This window comes from Lysobacter antibioticus, assembly GCF_000731095.1.
Taxonomy (GTDB): domain Bacteria; phylum Pseudomonadota; class Gammaproteobacteria; order Xanthomonadales; family Xanthomonadaceae; genus Lysobacter; species Lysobacter antibioticus_B.
The window spans coordinates 32,279-56,379 of the sequence record NZ_JMTZ01000007.1; the positions used below are offsets into that span (position 1 = coordinate 32,279).

Consider the following 24,101-nt stretch of genomic DNA (forward strand, 5'->3'; position numbering starts at 1 on the left):
CCAAAGTGGATACGCTGTTTGCGCATCGGGCCGTCCCGGGCTCGGACCGGGACGGGATCTGTACGAGCTGCGCGCGGTTAGCCGACGTTCTCGCCGTTCAAACGCGAAGCGAACTCGGCGACGGTCATCGTCCCCAGGTCCTCCCCACCCCGCGTACGCACCGCAATCATGCCATTGTCCTTCTCGCGGTCGCCGGCCACAAGCAGGTACGGCACGCGCTGCAGCGTGTGCTCGCGAATCTTATAGCCGATCTTTTCGTTCCGCAAATCCGACTGGACCCGGAACCCTTGATTTGCAAGGAGTTTCCGGACTTCGTCCACATAATCGGCCTGGGCGTCGGTGATGTTCATCACGGTGGCCTGAACCGGGGCCAGCCAGGCCGGGAACTGGCCGGCGTGGTGCTCGATCAGGATGCCGATGAAACGCTCCATCGAGCCGACGATGGCCCGGTGCAGCATGACCGGGGTGCGGCGCTGGCTGTTCTCGTCGACGTATTCCGCGCCCAGCCGGCCCGGCATCATGAAGTCGACCTGCATCGTGCCCAGCTGCCAGGTCCGGCCGATCGCGTCCTTGAGGTGGTATTCGATCTTGGGGCCGTAGAAGGCGCCCTCGCCCAGCAGTTCCTGCCATTCGACCCCGCAGGCGCCCAGGGCGCTGCGCAGGGCCGCCTCGGCCTTGTCCCAGGTGGCGTCGTCGCCCAGGCGCGAGTCCGGGCGCAGGGCGATCTTGATCTGGATGTCCTCGAAGCCGAAATCGCCGTACACCGCCAGGGCCTGGCGGTGGAACGCGGTGACCTCGGACTCGATCTGGTCTTCCAGGCAGAACACGTGGCCGTCGTCCTGGGTGAAGCCGCGCACGCGCAGGATGCCGTGCAGCGCGCCGGAGGGCTCGTTGCGATGGCAGGAGCCGAACTCGCCGTAGCGGATCGGCAGGTCGCGGTAGCTGTGCAGGCCCTGGTTGAACACCTGGACGTGGCCCGGGCAGTTCATCGGCTTGACCGCGTAGGTGCGCTTCTCCGACTCGGTGAAGAACATGTTCTCCTTGTAGTTGTCCCAGTGGCCGGACTTCTGCCACAGCGACACGTCGAGGATCTGCGGGCAACGCACTTCGCCGTAGCCGCTGTCGCGGTAGACGCGGCGCATGTACTGCTCGACGACCTGCCAGATCGACCAGCCCTTCGGGTGCCAGAACACCAGGCCCGGCGCCTCTTCCTGCAGGTGGAACAGGTCCTGCTGCTTGCCGATGCGGCGGTGGTCGCGCTTCTCGGCTTCCTCGATACGCTGGATGTAGGCCGCCAGCTGCTTCTTGTCGGCCCAGGCAGTGCCGTAGACGCGCTGCAACTGCTCGTTCTTGGAGTCGCCGCGCCAGTACGCGCCGGAAATGCGGGTCAGCTTGAAGGCCTTGAGGAAACGCGTGTTCGGCACGTGCGGGCCGCGGCACATGTCGACGTATTCCTCGTGGTAGTACAGGCCCATCGCCTGCTCGTCGGGCATGTCCTCGACCAGGCGCAGCTTGTAGTCCTCGCCGCGCGACTGGAACACCGAGATGACCTCCTCGCGCGGCGTGACCTTCTTGATCACGTCGTAATCCTTGTCGATCAGCTGGACCATGCGCTGCTCGATCGCGGCCAGGTCCTCGGGCGTGAACGGACGCTCGTACCAGATGTCGTAATAGAAGCCTTCGTCGATGACCGGGCCGATCACCATCTTGGCGGTCGGGTACAGCTGCTTGACCGCGTGCCCGACCAGGTGGGCGCAGGAATGGCGGATGATCTCGACGCCTTCCGGGTCCTTGGGGGTGATGATGCGCAGCTTGGCGTCGTGATCGATGCGGTCGCTGGCGTCGACCAACTTGCCGTCGACCTCGCCGGCCACGGTGGCCTTGGCCAGGCCGGCGCCGATCGAGGCGGCGACGTCCATGACGGACACGGGATGTTCGAATTCGCGGCGGCTGCCGTCGGGGAGCGTAATGGCGATCATGGCGGGGTCTTCGTAGGCTCGAGCGTTGGTGAGTGACCGCCCCAGCCGGCAGCGCCCCTTGCGAGGGCGGATCTGCGGCGGCGGCAGCGACCCGGAATCGGGAGTCGGTGCGAAACAAACAGCGGGGAGCGGCGAAACCGGTGGGATCGCCCGACGGGCAACCCCGGATCGGGCAGCGCCAGTGGAGACGCCGACAAGCCGGCGGCAAGAAAAAAGCGCCACGAAGGCGCCTGCATCTGCGGGGCCTCGGGCGATTCAGCGATGGGCGCGGGTAGTGTCCATGTCGCACGCTAGGCCGGCGGTTCGCGCGGGCCACCTCGGGTTCGGGAACGGCCCAGTGCCGATCCAGACAGCAATAGTTGGGGACGCGGGCAGCCAAGTCAACGGCGACAGGCCGGCCGGCTCAGCAGATCCGAGCCCAGCCGGGCCGGCGCCGGTGAATCAACGCCGGGAATCCTGCCACTGCTCCGCGAAGCGGCGTGCCGCCGTGGAGGAAATATGGTCGTCGTCCCAATACAGCGAGAACCCGTCTCGCAGGACGCCGCAGGACTCTGCGCTGCAGAAGTAGGCCTCCGGGTCGACCACCTGCACGTTCGGGTAAGTCGCCGCCACGGCATAGAGCAACCTGCGCGACCGCTTGGTGCGCGCCGCATAGTGCGCCCTGGGTTCGGCGCAGGATTGCAGCTTGCCGAGATCGATGCACTGCTGCGCGCGTGCGGCGAGCTCGGGAGTCGGGCCCATGATCAAAACGCGCTCGGCCAGCCCGCTCGCGATCGCCATGGTTTTCATGAACGCGCTCTCGAATTCCGCCGCGCGCGCATCGCCGAGGAACGACGACCATCGCGCGGCGACGATCAACGTGTGCGGCCGGGACCGCCCGAGATACGCCAGCGCCATTCGATTCGAGGCCTCGCAAGCCGGCGCCTTCGACTCGTATCCCTTGACGCCGGCGAACCCCAATGCCGGACCGCAAGAATCGCGAGTGATGTTGATGGCGGCGCGATCGGCGATCTCCCAGGCGAACGGCTGCCATGCCAAGGCATGAGAATCGCCCCATATCACCGTATCGATCGCCTCGCCGGACGAGGCGCACACCGGATCGGGAGCCGCCGGCACCGGCGACGAACTGCTGGCATGGCAAGTCGCCATATTCTCGGGGCGGTCGCGCGACGCGCGCGCACCGGCGCCCTTGCCGTTATCGATATAGCCGACTAACCCTAATAGCCCCATGGCGAGCGCGGCCGATATCGCAGTACCTGCACTAATCGTCCGGACCGGGCCGGCGCCGACCATGCCGCGAAAGGGCCGTTCGATCCAGCGATAACTGAGCCAGGCCAAGACGATGGCGGCGAAGACCAGCCCTGCCTTCAGCTCGGGCGACATCGCTCCGATGCTTCCAGCCTTGGCGATCGCCAACAACGGCCAATGCCACAGGTACAGCGAATACGAGATCAAGCCGACGAATACCATCGGGCGTGCGCGCAACAGGGCACCCGCAGCCCCCAAACGGCCATCGACATGGATGCTCCACAGGATCAAGGCTGCGCCGGCGACGGCGGGCAGCGCGCCGAGCCCAGGGAAGCGCCCCGGCAGAAACGCCACGAACAACGAGATCACCGCCAGGGCCACGCCCGCGTAACAGGCAAGCAGCGCTCCCCTGCCCGTTCGCATCGGCGACATCGCGACCAGACCGCCGGCCGCCAGCTCCCAGAATCGCGTCGGCATCTGATAGAAGGCCGCGTCGTTGCCGGCGCCGATGAGGCGCTCGGCCGCGACCAAGGAGGCCGTCGCCAGGCACAAGGTCAGTGCGATCATCCACGGCCGCCGCAGCCGCAGCAGGCCCAGCAACAGCAGCGGCCAAAGCAGGTAGAACTGCTCCTCCACGCCCAGCGACCACAAATGCAGCAAAGGCATGGCGCCGGAGTCGGCGTCGAAGTAGCCGCCGGTTCGCGACTGGAAGAAGAAATTCCCGACGAAGAGCAAGCTGGCCGCGCCCGATTGCGCCACGGTGCGCTGATCGTCCGGAGATGGCACATACAGCGCCGTCGCGACGACGGTCGCGATGCATACGACGATCAGCGCCGGCAGCAGCCGCCGCGCTCTGCGCGCATAGAATCCGAGAAAGTCCAGGCGCTTCCGCTCGTCCCATTCGCGCAACAACAGGCGGGTGATCAGGTAACCCGATATCGCGAAAAAGATATCGACTCCGACGAAGCCGTTGTCGAGCAGCGGCACCCCGGCGTGATAGAGCACTACGCCGATCACCGCGATCGCACGCAGACCATCGATTTCCGGACGATAGGCCGGCATGCCCGGACCCGGATGGCGATCCGCTCTCATACCCATCAGTTCGTCGAATTCGCCATGACCAGCCCCGCCCCGGACCGCGCCGGAGCTCCCGAGTTTCGCGATTGCCACGGCCAGACCGGCCGGCCGGATTCCCCATGAGCCACGCGGCAATGCGTGGCGCACACATCCTATCGCCGCACGCCCGGCCGCGCCCAAAAACAGAAAGGCCCGGCTTGCGCCGGGCCTTTCGTCACCGAATTGGTGGGCGGTACAGGGTTCGAACCTGTGACCCCTACCATGTCAAGGTAGTGCTCTACCGCTGAGCTAACCGCCCGTCGCCGTATTGCCCGAAACCTTCTGCAAACTCCCCGGCGAGGGGCGCGCAGTGTAGCCCAGCCTGCGACGGCGAGCAACCGTTTTTCGTTTCGGCCGAGCAGGCCGCCCTCATGCCGCGAACCCGGCGTCCTTGAGCCGGCGCAACTGGTCGCGCACCGCCGCGGCCTCCTCGAACTCCAGATCGCGGGCGTGCTGGTACATCTGCTGCTCCAGGGCCTTGATCCGGGCGGCGAACTGGGACGGGCTGAGCGCGGCGTAATCGGCGGCCTCGTCGGCGACCTTGCGCCCCTTGCCGCGGGCTTTGAGGCCGTCCGGATCGACGCGCGCGCCTTCCATGACGTCGACGATGGTCCTGCTGACCGACTTTGGGGTGATGCCGTGCTCGGTGTTGTACTCGACCTGCTTGTGGCGACGGCGGTCGGTCTCCTCGATCGCCTTCTGCATCGAGTTGGTGACGCGATCGGCGTACAGGATCGCCTTGCCGCGCAGGTTGCGCGCGGCGCGGCCGATGGTCTGGATCAGCGAACCGGCCGAACGCAGGAAGCCTTCCTTGTCCGCGTCGAGGATCGCTACCAGCGATACCTCGGGCATGTCCAAGCCCTCGCGCAGCAGGTTGATGCCGACCAGCACGTCGAACTTGCCCAGGCGCAGGTCGCGGATGATCTCGACGCGCTCGACGGTGTCGATATCCGAATGCAGGTAGCGCACCTTGACCCCGTGCTCGGCGAGATACTCGGTGAGGTTCTCCGACATCCGCTTGGTCAGGGTGGTGATCAGCACGCGGTCGCCCATCGCGACCCGCTCGCGAATCTCGCCGAGCACGTCGTCGACCTGGGTCGCGACCGGGCGGATCTCGACCTGGGGATCGATCAAGCCGGTCGGGCGCACGACCAGTTCGGTCACCTGCCCTTCCGACTTGCGCAGCTCGTACGGCCCCGGCGTCGCCGAGACGAAGATCGAGCGCGGCGAGCGGCCTTCCCACTCTTCGAACTTCAAGGGCCGATTGTCGAGCGCCGACGGCAGGCGGAAACCGAACTCGACCAGGGTTTCCTTGCGCGAGCGGTCGCCTTTATACATCGCGCCGATCTGCGGAATGGTCACGTGGGACTCGTCGATGACCAGCAGAGCGTCCGGCGGCAGATAATCGAACAGGCACGGCGGCGGTTCGCCCGGCATGTGCCCGCTCAAGTGCCGCGAGTAGTTCTCGATGCCGTTGCAATAGCCGACCTCGGCCAGCATCTCCAGGTCGAACTGGGTGCGCTGGGCCAAGCGCTGGGCTTCGACCAACCGGTTCTGGGCGTAGAGCAGCTCCAGCCGTTCGCGCAGCTCGTCCTTGATCGTTTCGATCGCATCGAGCACCGTGCGCCGCGTCGTCACGTAATGCGAGCCGGGATAGATCGTGTACCGCGGGACCTTGCTCAAGGTTTCGCCGGTCAGCGGGTCGAATAGGGTCAGGTTCTCGATCTCGCCGTCGAACAGCTCGACCCGCAGGGCCTCCGAGTCGCTTTCGGCCGGGTGCACGTCGATGACCTCGCCGCGCACGCGGTAGGTCGCACGGCGCAACTCGGTGTCGTTGCGGGTGTACTGCATTTCGGTGAGGCGACGGATCAGCTCGCGCTGGTCGATACGCTCGCCACGGACCATGTGCAGGACCATGCGGAAGTATTCGTTCGGGTCGCCGAGGCCGTAGATCGCCGACACGGTGCAGACGATGATCGCGTCGCGCCGCTCGAGCAGGGCCTTGGTCGCCGACAGACGCATCTGCTCGATGTGCTCGTTGACCGAGCTGTCCTTCTCGATGAAGGTGTCGCTCGAGGGCACGTAGGCCTCGGGCTGGTAGTAATCGTAGTAGCTGACGAAGTACTCGACCGCGTTGTGCGGAAAGAACGCCTTGAACTCGCCGTACAGCTGCGCGGCGAGGGTCTTGTTCGGGGCCATGACCAGGGTCGGCTTCTGCACCGCCTGGATCACGTTGGCGACCGTATAGGTCTTGCCCGAGCCGGTCACGCCGAGCAGGGTCTGCTGGGCCAGGCCGTTGTCGAACCCCTGGATCAGGCGCTCGATGGCCTGCGGCTGATCGCCCGCGGGCGAATAAGGCGCGACCAGCTGGAAACCGGGGGACTGCTGACTGTCGTCCATCATGCGACCCGAGCGTTGCGAGTCGTCCAGTTTAGCCAAGTCGGTCGCAGCGGGTGCGACCGGTGCCCCCAACGGCGAAGGCCCGCTCCAGGAGCGGGCCTTCGAGGGCGTCCGAACTACCGGCACTCGAAGATCAATTCAGGTTCCAGCATTCTTTCCGCGGAGCATCGTTTGGCGTTTTCACACCGGTATTGGTAAGCCCGAGTGTGCCGCACTTGTCCTTGTCCTGGCCGGTACTGGCGCTCGGCACGGCCTGTAAGCTGAATGCACTGGCGCTGGGCGCCCCGTTCAAAGAAATCGTGTATTGGGGCGTATCCGCCCCTTGTGGAGACTTGGTCGGTGCGCCGATCACGGCCAAATCCGCTCCGACATAGGTATTTCGCATCGTGTAGAAACGTTCCATTGCCTGAGCCGCTTCGGCCAAGTCGGCCTTGGCTTGGCCGCGACGGCTCTTGCGCACGCTGTCCTGATAGGCCGGCACCGCGATGCCGGCCAGGATGGCGACGATGGCCACCACGACCATCAACTCGATCAGCGTGAAACCCCGCTGCAGGCGCTGTGCCGCTTTCGCAAACTGCTGCTTCATGTCGGTTCCTCGTTATCGGATCTGGCGCCAGGACTGGCGGCCGCAGGGTCGGGGCAGATAGATAGGCTGTGACCCGGAGGTCTGCACCATCACCGAGCACTTCGAAGCAACCGCTTGAGCGATCTGCTCGTCGGTCGCAGTAACCGGCAGGATATCGGTCTTAGGCGTCGCCACCACTGCGATGTCCTTGACCGGCGCCGAACCCTTGCCGCTCGCCTGGCCCTTCAGCTTGACCGCGCCGACCTTGTCGCCGAAACGATTGCCAGTCGCCGAGCCGACGCGCGCATTGGCCAAACCGCCCGCGCCGCTGAGTGCATCCAAGCCGTACAGCCAGTTGTTGCCGTCGGTCGAACAACCGTCGGCGCTGTTCGGATCGTAGGTCGGGAAGAACAAGATGCCGTTCTGCAGGCGTGGATTGCCAATGAAGCGCTCGCCTTTCGCGACCGGATTGCCGGTGCCCGCGCTGTCCACGCCGAGATTGATGTACCACCCCTTCTTGGTGGCATCCAGACGACTGTCCGTCATATAGCGCAGCATCGCACCAGAGGAGTCCCTCTCCTCTTTGATGAACTGCGCCTGCAATTCGCTGCGGCCGGCGACGACCGCGCCCCGGTCGATAATGCCGTAAACGCTCTGCATCGCCTTGTCGCTGGGGTCGTCGCTGAACGAGAAGCTGCCGGTACCGAACAGCACCATGACGTCGTTGCCGACCGTGGTGACTTCGAGGCCGCCGAGGATCGGCTGGCGCAAGGCATAGTCGTCCTTGTAGCGCGCGATGAACAGCGGCTTGCCGCCGAGGGCGACCGAATTGTCGCGCAGGTCGAACTTCCAGACCGCACCGTTGAGATCGCCGGCATACACGGTGTCTGCGAAACCGTCGCGAACCTGAGTGGTACCGGTACCTTGATAGCGGTCGATCACGACGACATTGCCGAGACCATTCTTAGTCCGGGTCGGCAGGGTACCGCTGGTCTCGGTGGCGGTGATCCGGGTCACCTTGCCGTCGGCGATGTCGACCAGGAACAGCACGGCCTTGCCGTTGACGCTGTCGTAACCGTTGCCGAAGATCGCCTTCCACTTGATCGCACCGCCGGCTTCCTTGACCGGCACGATCGCGATCTTGCCGAGCACGCTGCCGATGTCCTTGCCGCCGTTGGCGTCGCTAACCTTGTCGTTGATCTCCCACAGCACGTTCAAGGAGGTCTGGTTCGTCACATCCAGTGCGAACACGCCACGGCCACCGGCGCCGACACTGGCTGCCACCACGGTCTTCCAGGCACTGCCGTCGTGCGCGTCGGATACCGTCACCAGGCCGTCGACGTAGTAACGGTGCTGGAACACCTGGTCGTTACGGTCCGCGGCGACATAAGGGAACAACAGATTGCCCATATGGCCCACCGACGTAGCCGGGATGTAGGCGAAAGCCTCCTTACCGTTGGAACCGTCGAAAGCGTGGAACATGCCGTCGTTCGCGCCGACATAGACGAACGGCTCGCGAGTGCTGGTGCGCTTGGTCGTCAAATAATTGGCGTAGTTCAGCACGTCGCCGGTCGCACCGTCCGCGCTGCGCAAGCCGCGATAACCGTAATCGTCGCCCTTCGCGGAGATAATCGGAGTCGAATTGACGATGTCGCCGAGCAGGGTCGTACGCTTGCGCAACTTGCCGCCGTCATTGGCCCTGTCGCCGCGCAGGTAGGCCACCGCCTCGGCGCCGGTCACGCCGCCGACGATACGGTTGAACTTGCCCGCACAATTCTGCAATGCATCGGCGCACAACGCGGTCTGTACCGCGGCATCGGTAGCGCCCAATGCGGACGCGGCGAAATCGACTACGGTCGGCTTGACGTTGCCGCCCGCGGTCGTTCCGAACCTGACCGTACGACCCGCCGAATTGATCTGACTGGCAGCTTCCCACTTGGTGGTGAAGGTGATGGTGCCGGTGATGGGATTGTTCTGCGCGGTATACGCGGTCAAGCGGCTGAACCAGTCGGTGCCGCTGTTCGCCGACTCATAAGTCGGTTCGACCGATAAGGTATTGCTACCGACACGGGAACCGCTCAGACCGATCGTGCCCGAAGGCGTCGCGCCGCCGCCGACCGAAGCCAGGATCTCGCGCATGGCCGAGGTAATGTCGGCGGGGGTGCTGGCATTGATAAATTTGCCACGCGCGTTCATCGTCGCATGCCAGATCTCGTCCACGGTGCTCGGGGCGTCGTTCTGATAGGCGCGCCAGGCAGGGTATCCGGCCGGCGTGTACGGATCCGGCGTGTTCGTGACCGGGTTGTAGGTCTTCCCGTAGATGTCGCCCTTGGCGCCAAGCGTGATCCCATAGAAATTCATGTGGGGATCGGTACGACAATCGAGCTTGGGATCGTTCGGCGTGGTCTTGCAGGCCTCAGGCACCGGCACCATGCCCAAGCCCAAATCGCTGCGCAACCTTGCTTTGTAATACTTGGCCGCGATATCCGCCAGCGTATCGGCGTGGCCGTCGGCGAGCGGCGCCGGCATATCGGCATCCAGACTACCTACGCTCGGGCCGCCGTCGTTGCTGTAGCCGTCGGTGAACAGCATGCCAGCATTGATCTGGCAGCCGAACCTGATCGGAGCCTTGTCCTTGAGGGGATTGTCCGGGTCTTGCGGGTCCCGCTCCTTTCCGCGCATGAATTGCTCGCCGATATGCTGGACAGCCCAACGGTTCGGCGTATTACCGTCCGCCTTCAAGGTCAACAAATCGGTCGTATAGAGCGCCGCCTTATCCGTCGCGACCGACATATCGCGCATGGTGACTTTCGGATAGTTTCGCGTATCCAGATCGCTGTTGATCGTGAACATGCCGACGCGCATCTTCTCGGTCCTCTCGAGAGATTGCGTCATTGCGGCTTTCATCGCGCGATTGCGGTTGCCGTAGAAACTGAACCAATTGGCGAAGTTCTGCAGCGCCGCGTCGAACTTGGTCTGAGAAGAGAAATTATCTTTATGGATCTTATAGCGGTACAGGCTGCACCCACTACCGCAAGCATTCACCGCCTCTGGAGCAGCGCCGGTATAACCCCACGCGGCACCGGCCGTAGCAGACTTGAGATAAACCACCGCCGGGTAATACTCCATCGCAACTTCGCAGTTGCCGGTCATGGTCAACGCCGAATTCAACGTGCGCCACGCCCCTCCGCCGGTCAGCCCGCCGCAGTTATTGTCCTGCCAGGTCCGATAGACCGTGCCAGTAGGCAAGGTCGTGCCTCGCGGAATATAGAAGTAATCGTCGCGGGTCGCGTTCGAACGCCAATTCGAGGCAAGACTGATCGTCGGGCTGGCGAGGTCGGGATCGACACGGGTAGCGGCCGTACTGGCCTGCGGATAGTCGACGATCTCATTGGCGCCGTTTGGCCGCTTCCAAGGCGTATAGGTCACCAGCGGATTGAAGTAGGCAGGATTGACGTCCGGCGAACGTGCAAAACCGAAGTTATCGATCGGCGCGATCGCGCGGCGTTCGGCGGTACCGATGCGGTAGCCGGCCGACGGGATGTTGTGGTGGAAATTGTCGAGGTCGAAGCTATCGCTCTGAGTGCGCGGGCGGGCGCTGGCCCCGGTGCCGATGAAATAGCCGTTGGTCGCCGCCGCATCGTTCTCCCAGAACGCCGCGCCGTCCTTGCCCGGGAACAGGGTCTGGAACCTCATCGAGCCCGAATCGTCGACCGCCATGATGAAGGCCGGCGGCACCGTGATCGAAGAATTCAACGGCACCTGTGCCAGCGAGCCGCCGGCCTGGATGGCGTTGGCGTTGTAGAGCCAGTAGCCGCCGCCGGCAAGCGCCAGCACGAGCGGAACGGCGATGTATACGCGCGGGGAAGTCATGGCGATACCCTCAGGGCACGAAAATGGTGTCGATGACGGCGTCCGAACCCGGATTAGCGCCGCGATCCACGGCGTAGGCCGTGACTTGGAAAATCAGATTGGTATTTTCGCTGATCGGTGCGGTGCCCATGCCGATGCCGGTGCCGCCGGAGACGCACTCGTCGATGCGACGGGTATAGCTGAGCTTGGCCGGCAGCGGGTTGGCGTACTTGAGCGTCTCCGCCCACGCCGAGGGGTCGAAGCCGGCGGTGCAGACCGATTCGTCCAACTCGATGGACTCGCCGCCGCCGCTCTGCACCTGGCGCTGCAGGTCGCTCTCTTTGCCGCGCGCACGGCCCTCGGCGTTCTGGAACGCCATATTGGTCGAGCGATAGCTGGCGGTCATGCGCTCCTGCAGTCCGGTAACCTGCATTGCGGTGATGCCGATCAACGCGAGCAGGATCAGCATGATCAAGGCTACGTACAGCACCGCGCCCCGCTGAGTGCGGGCCCCGGTAAACGGTCGAGGACGGATCGTATTCATGGCGGGCCTCAATTTCCGTACAGCCGATTGCGCAAGGCGATATTGGTTTCGTACACGGTGCGGTAGCGCTGGTCGTTCGGCAATGTCAGCTGGGTACCGAGCGAGCGCGGCGCGGTCGTGCGTTGCTGCGCCGAAGCCGGGTCGGTGCTGCGGATCAACAGGCCGACCTGCATCCCGCCGACACGCTGCCAGCCGCCGCTGCTGTCGCTGGCCGGCAAGAGTCCCGCCGCCGTACGGACGCCGTCGATGACGCCGGTCGGAGGCTGCGCCGGATCGGTAATCGCGTCCTGCGCAAACAGCAACTGCATGTTCTCGACGCTCTCGACGATTTCCTCCGCGATACCGCCGTCCAGCGATACCGCCGCGGCACCCGGGGCCGCGTTGAAGCGGGCCCGGAACAAGGTCGGTTCCTTCATACCATCGGGCCGAACCTTCAAGCCGATGTAGTAGACGAGGCTCTCGGCGCGATACAGACGCGCCTGGCCGGAAGCGAACGTATCCGACCCGTCGAAACTGATTTGATTGACGCCGCTGCTGCCCACGGTAACGACCTTGGCGCCGGTAACGTCGGCGAGCGCACTGGCTTGGAACAGCACCACCGACCGACAGTCTGCGATGCCGAACAAACCGGGATTTTCGACGGCCTTCGTCAGCACGCCCCATTGTGTCGAATTGACTCGGATGGTCGCGGGATTACCGGTGGTAAAGCCCGTGACCTCGGCGCTCTCGGGCGACAAGAAACGCAGCACCAGGATATCGCTGCCGCGGATCGGCTTCGGGTTCAAGGCGGCAAAAAACTGACTCTCCACTGTGGGCACCCAGTCACCAGCGCTGCCTTCGACCGGGTTAGCCGACAGATTCAAGGTATCCGTGGGCCCACTATTGGCAGCTTCGTACCCACGTACCGAGTAATCGAAACGCAGCGGCAGGCGATCGACGGGGACAGTCGTGTAATTGCTGCGATCGCTGAGGAACAGTTCCCCAAACATCCCGTTTCCGGCATAGAAGTGCGCCTGATCGGAGACACAGCCGAAATGCCCGCTCATGCGCGCATCGCGCTGCAGCGCATCGATCGCGAAACGCGAGCTTTCCTGGGCTCGTGCCAGGCCCTGCGCCATCTGGTAGGAGGCGCGAGAGGCCGAGAAGATCTCCACCAGACCTAGCATCAGCAGGCCGCTCAGCAGCAAAGCCACCATCAGCTCGATCAGCGACAAACCCAGTTGCGGTCGACGGCTCACAGTGCGCTCTCCATCAGGAATTCGGTTCCAGTGCCGCTGACGCCTCTCCAACGCTTGTCGTCGTCCCAAGTTATTAAGATGCTGACGGTCTTGTCGGGGTTGACTTGAACGACCGCCTTGCCGCTCTCGCCCAAGGCCTCGCGCATCCGGCAAGTGAAGGCCGCCTTGCGGTCGTCCGGCGTCACCTTATTGATTTTGGCGCAACTCGCGTTCGCGGTCGCCGACGAAGCGAGGTAGGTCCCGCTGTATTTGGCCGCCAGCAGGCGGTTCGAACGGATATCGTCGAGCAGATCGCTGGAGAGGTTGGTCGCGATGGTGCGCTGGTTTGCGCTCTGCGATAGGCGCAGATTGGTCGTTTGCAGCATCGCCAGGCCGAGCAAGCCCAATCCCAGCACAAGTACTGCGATCAGGACCTCGATCAGACTGAGGCCGCGCTGCGCCCTCACGGACGTCATGCCGGGCGAAAGTCGACGGCTCATGGGCAATACCCCTTGGTCACGCTGACGCGGCCGATGCGGTTGATGTCGAACGAACGCACGTTGCCGGCGCCGACCTTGCAGGTGGCCGCCTTCATGCTGAAAGCAAAATTGGAAACAACCGCGCCGGTGGGCTTCTTTTCGATCGCGCGCCCGCGGTCGTCGAAACCGATCGCGCTGATGGTGCCCATGCTGAGAGCGATTCCTTCCTGCGGCTCGATCACGCGCTTGATTTCCGCCGTGGTGCGCGCGCCGTTGCCGTCCTCGTCGGTCCACACCAGCATGCCGTCGGCCCAGCTCGTCCCGCAATCGGTCCTGGTGTCGTTGCTCGGGCAAACCCAGGATTGACTCTTGCTGCGCACAGCCTCCGCGCGGGCAAGATTGATCGTCGCCAGCATCTGGTTGGTCGCCGTCGACACGCGGTTGGAGCGGATCGATTCGGTAAACGTAGGCAGCGCCAGGGCCAACAGGATCGCAGCGATCCCGATCGTGACCATGAGCTCGATCAGTGTGAAGCCGGCAGCCCGACGCATTGGCATGAGCGGTTCTCTTCCCCAGAGGACATGAGGGATGCTAACAGCGGCTCCTGGCCCCAAATGGCACACTACCGACGAGCGGTCGGGCTGGGTTGGCCAGTGGTTTCGGGGCTGGAAATATCCCGACCTGCGTCACGCCGCAAGCGGCTTCCCGGCAGCCGATGCGCGAAATCCGGACGGGCCGAGCCGGGCCGGGCGGCTCGGCCAGCGCCTTGGGACGGTGTGGCGGCTGGGTCCCTAGGGTTGGCCGACACAGCCGCCCCTGCCTTATCCCTTCGTGCGACCGGCATCCGGAGCGGTCGGCGACTCCTTCCGGACCACCGCGCGGTTTGCCGAGCGCATCGGCCCACGGGCGAAGCGACACTGCACTCCGCCGTCTATCGCATGCTCAGGCATCGAGGCATACGCGCCGAATCTGCGCTCACTCCATCGCGATCGTCGCGAGATGACTTGCGAGCCGAGCTTCGGCGCATTCGTCGACAGGCTCGCTGAACGCCGGGCTTTCCTGGAGAACCGCACAGGAAGCGAACCAACAAAAAAAGGCCTCGCATTTCTGCGAGGCCTTCCGGTATTTGGCGCCCGAAGTTGGACTCGAACCAACGACCCCCTGATTAACAGTCAAGTGCTCTAACCGGCTGAGCTATTCGGGCGGGGCTGCATATGATGCTCAATGCCCCGCCCTTCGTCAACACTTCGGAGCGAAATTAACTCAGGTCACGACGCGGTAGCAGGGGCGGTATTCACCGGCGATCTTCATCCGGCGCTGCTCGACGAAGGCCCGCAGCAAGGCATCCAGCGACTGCATCATGTCGTGGTCGCCGTGGATCTCGAACGGGCCGAATTCCTCGATGCGGCGCATGCCGTCCTCCTTGACGTTGCCGGCGACGATGCCCGAAAACGCTCTGCGCAGGTCGGCCGCCAGTTCGTGCGGCTTGCGGCCGTGGTGCAGGTCCAGCGCCGCCATCGCCTCGTGGGTCGGAATGAACGGCTTCTGGAAGGTCAGCGGGATGTCGATCGACCAGTTGAAGAAGAACGAATCCTTGTGCTCGATGCGGTTCTCGCGGACCCGGCGGATGCCGGCGGCCATGCGCTTGGCCACGCGCTCGGGGTCGCCGACGATGATCTCGTAGCGCGAGGTCGCCGCCTCGCCCAGGGTCAGGCGCAGGAAACGGTCGATCTGCTCGAAATACGGGGCCGAGGCGGTCGGGCCGGTGAGGATCAGCGGGAACGGCAGCTCGGCGTTTTCCTCGCGCAGCAGGATGCCCAGCAGGTACAGGATTTCCTCGGCCGTGCCGACGCCGCCCGGGAACACGATGATGCCGTGGCCCATGCGGACGAAGGCCTCCAGGCGCTTCTCGATGTCCGGCATGATCACCAGGTGGTTGACGATCGGGTTCGGCGACTCGGCGGCGATGATGCCCGGCTCGGTGATGCCGATGTAGCGCACGCGGCGCTTGCGCTGCTTGGCGTGGGCGATGGTGGCGCCCTTCATCGGCCCCTTCATCGCGCCCGGGCCGCAGCCGGTGCAGATATCCAGGCCGCGCAGGCCAAGCTCGTAGCCGACTTGCTTGGTGTAGATGTATTCGTCGCGCGAGATCGAGTGGCCGCCCCAGCACACGACCAGGTTAGGGTCGGCCGGGTGCAGGATGCGCGCGTTGCGCAGCAGGCCGAACACCGAGTCGGTGAGGCCGTCGCTGCTGTCGAGGTCGCGGCCACCGCCCTTGTCGAGCTCCATGGCGGTATAGGCCAGGTCGCGGACCACGGCGAACAGCAGTTCGGCGACGCCGCGGATGATCTCGCCGTCGACGAAGGCCATCGCCGGCGCATGGCGCAGGTCGATGCGCACGCCGCGGTCCTGCTGGTGCACTTCGATATCGAAATCGGGATACAGCTCACGCGCGGCGCGCGGATCGTCGGAGGCGCTGCCGCTGGTCAGCACCGCCAGGGCGCAACGGCGCAGCAGGTCGTGCATGCCGGTGGAGGCGTCGCGCAGGCGCGCGACCTCGTCGCGGGACAGGACATCGAGCCCGCCCTTGGGATAGATGCGGGCGTTGACCGTCGGCAGGACGGCCGCTATGGGGGTTGCGGTCATTGCGTTTTTCTCTGCTTTTTTCATCGATTAGTGGGAAAGGACTCTAGCAGTTCGGGGTCGGGCTGCGGCGGCCGCCCCGTCCGCCGGACCGGTCCGCGGCCGTGCCGCCCCACCCTGTCCGGCCGCGAATGCTGCGGCCCCATAAAAAGGAAACGGCCGGGGTCGCCCCCGGCCGTTTCCGTTGTCGCCAGATACCGCAAGAATCAGAAGCGGTAGTGGAAGCTCAGCTGAGCCGCCCAGCGCGAGATGCCCTTCTCGTCGTAGATCTGTTCCGGATCGGGCTTGGTGAAGCGGTAGATGTACTTGCCGGTCGCCGGGTCGATACCGCCGTAATCGACGATACCGCGCATGCCCGGGAACGCGACCTCTTCGATCTGTCCCCAGTCCTTGTTCAACAGGTTGCCGACGTTGAGGATGTCGAGCGCGAGCTCGGCCTTGTGGCCTTCCCAGAAGCCCGGGAATTCCTGGGCGATGTGCAGGTCGAACTGGTTGACCCACTTGCCGCGCACTGCGTTGCGCTGGGCGACCTGGCCGCCGTGGCTGCGCAGGTACTCGTCGCTGTTGTAGAACTGCCAGAACGCTGCCTCTTCGGCGGCATTGCGGAACAGGACGTCGCCCGGGCCCTTCGGGATGTACATCAGGTCGTTGAAGCGGCCGTCGCCGTTGGCGTCGTTGTCGAACGCATAGCTGTACGGACGACCCGAACGGCCTTCGTAGAACAGCGAGACGATGGTGTTGTTGTCGCCGAAGAAGGCGTGCTTCCAGTTCAGCGAAGCGGTGAAGCGGTCGCGGACTTCGTAGCTGGAACGCGCGCTGACTTCTTCGTTGGCCTGGAACACGGCGACGTTGCCGAGCTGCGAGCTCGAGGTCGAGCTGGTCAGCGGGCTGACTTCGTCGGCATGCGTGTAGGTGTAGGCGACGCTCCAGCTCCAGTCGCTGTTGTTGAACGGCTTGTTCAACGACAGGGTGAACTGCTGGCTTTCGCCCTTGCCGGTCTGGCGGGCGATGATCGCGTCGTTATAAGCCGTCGCACGCCGCGCGCGGGCATTGGTGCGGCTGTTGGTGCAGGCCGAACCGTTCAGGCCGGTTTCGCGCAGGCAGGCGGTGCCGTCGGCGTTCCAGCTGGCCGCGGCCAGGCCGTTCGCGTCCCAATAGATGTTGCGGCCGTCCTGGCCGACCTTGGTGACGCCGCCCAGGTTGAGCTGCTGGTAGTACAGCGCGTCGTTGACCGAGGTCACCACCGCTTCGGCGGCGGCGACGATGCCGTACCACGGCAGTTCGGTATCGAACGCCAGGTTGGCCTTCCATACCGACGGCAGGCTCATGTCCTTTTCGATGAAGTCGACCGACTGGGTCGCGCCGGCGGCGCCGCCGGCGGCGTTGACCAGGCCCAGCTGGGCGTCCGGGTTCGGGCTGAAATCGTTGATGCCGTTGGTGAACACGTAGTCGGTGTACGACACGCCGTTGTTCGAGTACGGGTTGGCCAGCCACACGGTCGGGGTGCCGCCGCGGAACAGGCCGATGCCGCCGCGCAGCTGGGTCGGACGCTCGCTGTCGAAGGTGTAGTTGAAGCCGAAGCGCGGCGCGATCAGGTCGGTGCCGTCGATGTTGTTGTCGTTGCGGGTGCCGAACAACGCCGAAGCCGCCGGGTTGAAGACCGGGCGGTCGTCGACGATGGCGCGGTCGTAGCGCAGGCCGAAGGTCAGGCTCAACTTGTCGTTGACCGCCCAGGTGTCCTGCAGGAACACGCCGACGTTCTTCTGAGTGAAGGTCGCGGCCATGTTGTCGAGGTCGCCGCCGCGCGGGTAGAACAGCTGGTAGCGGCTGGAACGACGGGCCTTGTAATCGGCGACGCTGTTGAAGGTGTAGACGCCGTTCACGCGACGGCCGAACAGGTTGTAGACCTCGTTCGACTCGTAGTCGGCGCCGAACTTGACGGTGTGGTCGCCGAGGAACAGGTTACCGGCGAAGAAACCGTTCCAGGTCTTGGTCTCGAGGACGTTGACGTGGGTGTTCTCTTCGGTACCCAGGTTCAGTGTGTTGCTGCCGAAACGGATGGCGATGGCCGGCAGGTCGAAGCGCGGGCTGCGCACGGCCGAGTAGTCGCGGTACGAGACCTTGGCTTCGGTCGAGAAGACGTCGGTCCAGTCGCTGAACAGCTGCGCGGTGTAGGTCTTGAACTCGAAGTCGTTGACGTAGTGGTACGAGTTCAGCGCCAACGAGTTGGTGCCGAAGCCCTGCAGGAAGGCGGTGCTCTGCTCGCTCTTGGCGTAGCGGAAGTTGGCGCGGTGCTTGTCGCTGATGTTCCAGTCGAACTTGATGCCGTACTCTTCGGTATCGGTGTCCAGCGCCGGCAGTGCCAGGCTGCCCGGGTCGAAGCCGTACAGGCTCTTCGAGGCCGAGATCACCTCGTCGATCTGCGCCTGGGTGATGTTGACGATGTTGTTGGCGCCGGAGCCCGCAGGACCGAAGCTGGAGTTGCCGGTGAATACTTCCTTACCGGTGTACTTCTCGTAGTTGGCGAAGAAGAACAGCTTGTCCTTGACCAGCGGGCCGCCGAAGGTGGCGCCGAAGGTGCTTTCGCTGTCGAACAACTGCGGACGCACGTCGTTCTGGTTCTTGCCCGACCAGTCGTTGTCGCGGTAGACGCCGTAGATCGAACCGTGGAATTCGTTGGTGCCCGACTTGGTCACGGCGTTGATCACGCCGCCGGTGCCGCCGGAGATGGTCACGTCGTAGTTGGCGACGTCGACCGCCACTTCGTCGATCACGTCCATCGAGAACGGCTGGCGCGGGGTCGGCAGGCCGTTGCCGCCAAGGCCGAAGGAGTCGTTGGTGCTGATGCCGTCGACGCGGATCACGTTGTAGCGCGGGTTCTGGCCGCCGACCGAGATCTCGTTGCGCGACTTGTCGGTGACGACGACGCGCGGGTCGAGGCGGACGAAGTCCTGCAGGTTGCGGTTGATGGTCGGCATCGACTCCAGCTGATCGCGGGTGAGGATCGAGCCGGCGCCCATCTTGTTGGACGAGAACACTTCCGAACCGAGGGCGGCGACGGCCTGTACGGCATCCAGGGTGGTGACCTGGTTGTTCAGTGCGACGTCGACTTCGTTGACCTTGTCCAGGTTCAGGAACACGCCGTCCTGGCTGGCGGTGCCGGAGCCTTCCTTGTTGATGACGACCGTGTACGGACCGCCGACGCGCAGACCGCGCGCGTTGTAGCGGCCGTCGGCGCCGGTCGTGGCGCGGCTGACCGTGCCCGACTCGGAGTGGGTGATGGTGACTTCGGCACCCGCGACCGGCTGGCCGTCGGCGCCGAGGACGCGGCCGGCGAGGCCTGCGGAAGTGCTCTGCGCGAAGACCGGCGCAGTGGCGAGAACGGCAAGCAGGCCAAGCGTGAGCTTGGACAACCGGACGCGGTTCGGATGAGTCATTACGGTGACCTCGGGATGTGGAATGCGTGGCGGAGTTGGGCAGGCGCGGCTCTGCGCCGCTGCCGTGCTCTAAGTTGGATTGGCTAGCCCCTACCCGGACGGCGCGTGGCCGCTGGGTTAACAGCAGTTTAACAGGCTAGGGGGGAGGTGTGACAGAGACGTGACGCCGTTCATGGCTTGTCACACGGTGACCGCAGTCAAAGCTGAACGGGCACGTCCGGCAAAGCAGGAGTGAGAAGTGAGAAGTGAGAAGTGAAGAGCCAGGGAGAAGGCGGTAGCCCCAGGGCTCAGCCTGCTGAGGTCCGGGGCAGCCTTGAAACGGAGCCGAGCCACTCACTGCTCACTCCTCCCCACTCACTCCCAGCCCCTCAGGGCGGCGAGATCTGCAGGTAGGTGCCCAGGCCGTCGAGGACCATCTGCACCGAGATCGCGACCAGCAGCATGCCCATCAGTCGCTCGATCGCGATCAGGGCGCGGCGGCCGAGCAGCTTGTACAACAAGGTGGCCGAGAACAGGATCGCCGCGGTCGCGCCCCAGGCGATCAGCAGGGCCAGGCTCCAGTCGGTCAGGCGCGAGGGGTCGTTGCTGCCCATCAGCATGACCGCGGCCATGCCCGAGGGGCCGGCCACCAACGGGATCGCCATCGGCACGATGAAGGGCTCGCCGTCGGGCAGCTCGCCCATCAGCCCTTCCGGCGGTGGGAAGATCATGCGGATGCCGATCAGGAACAGGACGATGCCGCCGGCGATCGAGACCGACTCCTGGCGCAGGTGCATCAGGTCCAGGGCGTACTTGCCGCCCCACAGGAACAGCATCAGCACGCCGAGCGCGATCAGCAGCTCGCGCGCAAGCACGATCCGCTGGCGCTTGGGCGGCAGGCCGCGCAGCAGGCTCAGGAACACCGGGATGTTCCCGAGCGGGTCGAGAATGATGAACAGCAGCAGCGCGGCCGAGGCAATCGTCATGGGCGGTTGGCCGTCATGGGGTCGGCGCCCAGACCTGGCCGCGATGCACGGCGCCTTCGGGCGCCAGCAAGGTCACGCAGGCCGAGGCATAGGCCGCGGGATCGCGGGCACTGCGGTCGCTGTCTTCGACATAGGCGCGCGAACGCAGGCCGGTGCGCATCGGTCCGGGACGCAGGCCGGCTACGCGGATGCTCGAATTGACCAGTTCGGCGTGCAACATGCCGACCAGTGCCGCCAGGCCGTGCTGGGCCGCGCCGTAGCCGCCCCAATAAGCCTGGCCGACGCGCTGCGGGTCGTCGAGCGCGAACACCAGCGCCGCATCGGCCGACTTGGCCATCAGCGGCAAGCAGGCCTGCGACAGCCACCACGGCGCGGTGAGATTGACGTGCACGGCGCGCGCGAACGCGGCCGGGTCGGTCTGCGCCAGCGGCGTCAGGCCGGGGAAATCGGCGGCGCAATGCAGCACCCCGTCGAGGCGGCCGAGCTCGCTTTCGATGCGCGCGGCCATTTCGGCGTAGTCGTCAGGCTGCGCGCCTTCCAGGTCGAGCGGATACAGCAGCGGCTCCGGGCCGAGTTGGGCGACCGCGTCGTAGACCCGGTTCAACTTTGGCAGCTTGCGCCCGAGCAGGACCAGGGTCGCGCCGGCGCTCGCGCAGGCGGCGGCCGCGGCCGCGCCGAGTCCGCCGGCCGCCCCGGTCACCAGGACGACACGGCCGGCCAGGGCCTGCTGCGTCGTCGCCGTCGTGGCTGCCGTCGAACTCACTGCGCCTGGGTCTCGCTGATCATGCGCGCCAGCTCGCCGGACTCGTACAGCTCCATGGTGATGTCGCAACCGCCGATCAGCTCGCCGTGGATGAAGAGCTGCGGGAAGGTCGGCCAGTTCGAGTAACGCGGCAGATTCGCGCGCACTTCCGGGTCTTCCAGCACATTGACCGTATGCAGCGTGGTCGCGCCGGCAGCCTTGAGCGCCTGCACGGCACGGCTGGAAAAACCGCACATCGGGAACTGCGCGGTGCCCTTCATGAACAACACGATCGGGTGGGCTTCGACTTCGGCCTGGATCCGTTCCATAACGGACATGGGTACTGCTCCTGCGATGGTTTGTTGCCGACTTTGACGGTTCAGCAACGAAACGTGGGGATAGAATATGAATTGTAAGCCTACATGGCGCCGCCGACGCGTCCGTCCGGGAATGGTTTCATGCCCGGAACGGACTGCCGCCGGCGGCGTCCCTGCTAGCCAGCCCCCCGAATTCTGCAAGGAGCCCGCCAATGGCCATCGAATTGCCCGCCCTGCCCTACGACCGCACCGCGCTCGAGCCCACCATCTCCGCCGAGACCATCGACTTCCACTACGGCAAGCACCACAAGGCCTACGTCGACAATCTCAACAAGATGATCGAGGGCACCGAGTTCGCCGCGCTGTCGCTGGAAGAGATCATCAAGAAGTCGCAGGGCGGCATGTTCAACAACGCCGCGCAGATCTGGAACCACACCTTCTACTGGAACTGCCTGTCGCCCAAGGGTGGCGGCGAGCCGACCGGCAAGCTGGCCGAGCTGATCAACAAGGCCTTCGGCGACTTCGCCAAGTTCAAGGAAGAGTTCACCAAGACCGCCGTCGGCACCTTCGGCTCGGGCTGGGGCTGGCTGGTGCAGCGTCCGGACGGCTCGCTCGCCCTGGTCAGCACGCCCAACGCGGCGACCCCGCTGACCGGCGATGACACCGCCCTGCTGACCTGCGACGTCTGGGAACACGCCTACTACATCGACTACCGCAACGCCCGTCCGAAGTACGTCGAGGCGTTCTGGAACCTGGTCAACTGGGACTTCGTCGCTTCCAACCTGAAGTAAGCGCAAGCCTCATCGCAATACCAAACGGCCGGGGAAACCCGGCCGTTTTCGTTGGCCCGCTCAGGCCGGACCAGCGCAAGCCAAGGGGATCACCCCAGTCGCTCGATCACCGGCGCGACCTGGTCCTGTCGCTGCAAACGCTCGCCGACCCGCTGCAGGGCCAGGGCGAGTTCGCCGGCGCTGTCGGCGCGCAGCGTCGCGTGGCCGACCTTGCGGCCCTCGCGCGAAGACTTGCCGTAATCGTGCCAATGCCCGCCGGCCTCGCTCAGCACCGGCCCGGCATCGGGCATGGCGCCGATCCAGTTGAGCATGCAAGCCACGCCGAGCATGCGCGTATCGCCCAAGGGCAGACCGAGCACAGCACGCAGATGGTTCTGGAACTGCGAGGTCTCGCTGCCTTCGATGGTCCAGTGCCCGGAGTTGTGCACGCGCGGCGCCAGTTCGTTGGCCAGCAGCACGCCGTCGCGGCAGAACAACTCAAGCGCGAACACACCGACGTAATCCAGCGCCTCGGCGAGCTTGCGCGCATACGAAATCGCGGTCGCAGCGAGCGCCTCGTCGGTGCGCGCCGGCGCCAGGCTGGCCGACAGCACGCCGTCGACATGCCAGTTTTCGGTGATCGGCCAGGCGCGGAACTCGCCGTCGCGGCCGCGCACCGCGACCACCGACAACTCGCGCTCGAAACGCACGAAACCTTCGAGGATCAGGCCGACCTTGTCGGCCTGCGGGCCGAGCGCGGCCCAGGCGGCGTCGGCATCGGCCGGCGTCTTGATCCGGAACTGGCCCTTGCCGTCGTAACCCAGGCGCCGGGTCTTGAGGATGCACGGCGTGCCGATGGTCGCGATCGCCTCGTCGAGCGCGGCGCGGGTATCGATCGCGGCGAAATCCGGCACCGGGATATCGAGTTCGCGAAACAGGGTCTTTTCGGCCAGGCGGTCCTGGGCCACGGCCAGCGCGCGCGGGCTCGGGAACACCGGCCTGCGTTCGGCCAGCCAGTGCGCGGACTCGGCCGGCACGTTCTCGAAATCGAACGTGGCGACGTCGATCTTCGAGGCGAATTCGTCGAGCGCGGCCTGGTCGGTGTAATCGCCGACCACCATCGGCGCGAACTGGCCCGCGCAGGCATCGGCGGCGCTGTCGAGCACCAGAAAACGCAGCCCCAGGGGCGCGCCGGAAAGCGCGAGCATGCGGGCCAGCTGCCCGCCTCCGAGAATGCCGACGGTGGTCATTGGCGCGGATCGTCGTTGGCGAGCACCTCGTCGGTCTGACGGGTGCGGAACGCGGTCAGCGCCGCGCCGATCGCCGGGTATTCCGCCGACAGCAGCGCCGCGGCGAACAAGGCCGCATTGGCGGCGCCGGCGTTGCCGATGGCGAAGGTCGCCACCGGAATGCCGGCCGGCATCTGCACGATCGAGAGCAGCGAATCCATTCCGTTGAGGGCCTTGGACTGCACCGGCACGCCGAGCACCGGCACCGCGGTCTTGGCCGCCAGCATGCCCGGCAGATGCGCCGCGCCGCCGGCGCCGGCGATGATCGCGCGCAGACCGCGCGCCGCCGCCGTGTCGGCATATTCGAACAGCACGTCGGGCGTGCGGTGCGCCGAGACCACCCGGACCTCGTGCGGAACGCCGAGCGCTTCCAGCTTGGCGGCAGCGTGCTGCATCGTTTCCCAGTCAGAGCGCGAGCCCATGACGATGCCGACGAGCGCAGGAGGGGTGACGGGCGTTGCGGAAGCTGGAGACATGGGGCGTGCCTTGGCGCAAAGACGTATTCTAACGCCCTGTCCCGTCGTATCGGCACCGCACC

17 protein-coding genes and 2 tRNA genes are annotated in these 24,101 nt (G+C 65.2%); 1 reads left to right on the forward strand and 18 read right to left on the reverse strand.

All coding sequences use genetic code 11. From position 1 onward, the window contains the following. Window positions 1-77: 77 nt before the first annotated feature. The 16 genes from thrS to grxD all read right to left on the reverse strand — a co-directional run bounded on the left by thrS (window position 78) and on the right by grxD (window position 21,525). On the reverse strand, window positions 78-1,979 hold the full coding sequence (gene thrS, locus EX88_RS0102235; RefSeq protein ID WP_031370388.1) for a threonine--tRNA ligase: 1,902 nt from the start codon (window positions 1,977-1,979) through the stop codon (window positions 78-80). A 441-nt stretch (window positions 1,980-2,420) separates the two neighbouring features. Continuing rightward, entirely contained in the window at window positions 2,421-4,289 is a 1,869-nt protein-coding gene (locus EX88_RS0102240; protein WP_031370389.1) for an acyltransferase family protein, read from the reverse strand. A 238-nt stretch (window positions 4,290-4,527) separates the two neighbouring features. Further along, a tRNA-Val gene (locus EX88_RS0102245) sits at window positions 4,528-4,602 on the reverse strand. Window positions 4,603-4,712: 110 nt separating this feature from the next. After that, entirely contained in the window at window positions 4,713-6,743 is a 2,031-nt protein-coding gene (uvrB, locus tag EX88_RS0102250; protein WP_031370390.1) for an excinuclease ABC subunit UvrB, read from the reverse strand. A 133-nt stretch (window positions 6,744-6,876) separates the two neighbouring features. After that, window positions 6,877-7,329: a type IV pilin protein gene (locus tag EX88_RS0102255; protein ID WP_031370391.1), complete on the reverse strand. Its 453-nt coding sequence runs from the start codon at window positions 7,327-7,329 to the stop codon at window positions 6,877-6,879. Window positions 7,330-7,341: 12 nt separating this feature from the next. Further along, window positions 7,342-11,181: a pilus assembly protein gene (locus EX88_RS0102260; RefSeq protein ID WP_031370392.1), complete on the reverse strand. Its 3,840-nt coding sequence runs from the start codon at window positions 11,179-11,181 to the stop codon at window positions 7,342-7,344. Window positions 11,182-11,191: 10 nt separating this feature from the next. Continuing rightward, window positions 11,192-11,704: a pilus assembly PilX family protein gene (locus tag EX88_RS0102265; RefSeq protein WP_031370393.1), complete on the reverse strand. Its 513-nt coding sequence runs from the start codon at window positions 11,702-11,704 to the stop codon at window positions 11,192-11,194. A gap of 8 nt (window positions 11,705-11,712) precedes the next feature. Continuing rightward, window positions 11,713-12,942, reverse strand: a complete 1,230-nt coding sequence (locus EX88_RS0102270; RefSeq protein WP_031370394.1) for a PilW family protein — start codon at window positions 12,940-12,942, stop codon at window positions 11,713-11,715. After that, window positions 12,939-13,397: a type IV pilus modification protein PilV gene (gene pilV / locus EX88_RS0102275; RefSeq protein WP_031370395.1), complete on the reverse strand. Its 459-nt coding sequence runs from the start codon at window positions 13,395-13,397 to the stop codon at window positions 12,939-12,941. Before pilV ends, EX88_RS0102270 begins: the two co-directional genes overlap by 4 nt. A gap of 20 nt (window positions 13,398-13,417) precedes the next feature. Continuing rightward, window positions 13,418-13,951: a GspH/FimT family pseudopilin gene (locus EX88_RS24245; RefSeq protein WP_161786065.1), complete on the reverse strand. Its 534-nt coding sequence runs from the start codon at window positions 13,949-13,951 to the stop codon at window positions 13,418-13,420. Window positions 13,952-14,527: 576 nt separating this feature from the next. After that, window positions 14,528-14,604, reverse strand: a tRNA-Asn gene (locus tag EX88_RS0102285). Window positions 14,605-14,663: 59 nt separating this feature from the next. Continuing rightward, window positions 14,664-16,046 carry a nucleotide 5'-monophosphate nucleosidase PpnN gene (gene ppnN / locus EX88_RS0102290; RefSeq protein WP_031370397.1) on the reverse strand — a complete coding sequence of 461 codons (1,383 nt, stop codon included), beginning with the start codon at window positions 16,044-16,046 and terminating at the stop codon, window positions 14,664-14,666. Window positions 16,047-16,249: 203 nt separating this feature from the next. Continuing rightward, window positions 16,250-19,480, reverse strand: a complete 3,231-nt coding sequence (locus EX88_RS0102295; protein ID WP_031370398.1) for a TonB-dependent receptor — start codon at window positions 19,478-19,480, stop codon at window positions 16,250-16,252. Window positions 19,481-19,848: 368 nt separating this feature from the next. Continuing rightward, complete coding sequence (locus tag EX88_RS0102300; RefSeq protein WP_031370399.1) at window positions 19,849-20,445, reverse strand: YhgN family NAAT transporter; 597 nt, start codon at window positions 20,443-20,445, stop codon at window positions 19,849-19,851. Window positions 20,446-20,458: 13 nt separating this feature from the next. After that, a complete protein-coding gene (locus EX88_RS0102305; protein ID WP_031370400.1) occupies window positions 20,459-21,208 on the reverse strand; it encodes an SDR family NAD(P)-dependent oxidoreductase in 750 nt (249 codons plus the stop codon). After that, entirely contained in the window at window positions 21,205-21,525 is a 321-nt protein-coding gene (gene grxD / locus EX88_RS0102310; RefSeq protein WP_031370401.1) for a Grx4 family monothiol glutaredoxin, read from the reverse strand. Before grxD ends, EX88_RS0102305 begins: the two co-directional genes overlap by 4 nt. Window positions 21,526-21,716: 191 nt before the next feature. Here grxD and EX88_RS0102315 point away from each other — a divergent pair, with 191 nt between their 5' ends. Continuing rightward, entirely contained in the window at window positions 21,717-22,295 is a 579-nt protein-coding gene (locus tag EX88_RS0102315; protein WP_031370402.1) for a superoxide dismutase, read from the forward strand. Between the two features lie 89 nt (window positions 22,296-22,384). Here the strand turns inward: EX88_RS0102315 and EX88_RS0102320 are convergent, their stop codons facing one another. Together EX88_RS0102320 and purE are read right to left on the reverse strand one after the other, a co-directional pair. After that, window positions 22,385-23,524, reverse strand: a complete 1,140-nt coding sequence (locus EX88_RS0102320) for a 5-(carboxyamino)imidazole ribonucleotide synthase (protein ID WP_031370403.1) — start codon at window positions 23,522-23,524, stop codon at window positions 22,385-22,387. Beyond that, window positions 23,521-24,039: a 5-(carboxyamino)imidazole ribonucleotide mutase gene (purE, locus tag EX88_RS0102325; protein WP_031370404.1), complete on the reverse strand. Its 519-nt coding sequence runs from the start codon at window positions 24,037-24,039 to the stop codon at window positions 23,521-23,523. Before purE ends, EX88_RS0102320 begins: the two co-directional genes overlap by 4 nt. Between the last annotated feature and the right edge of the window lie 62 nt (window positions 24,040-24,101).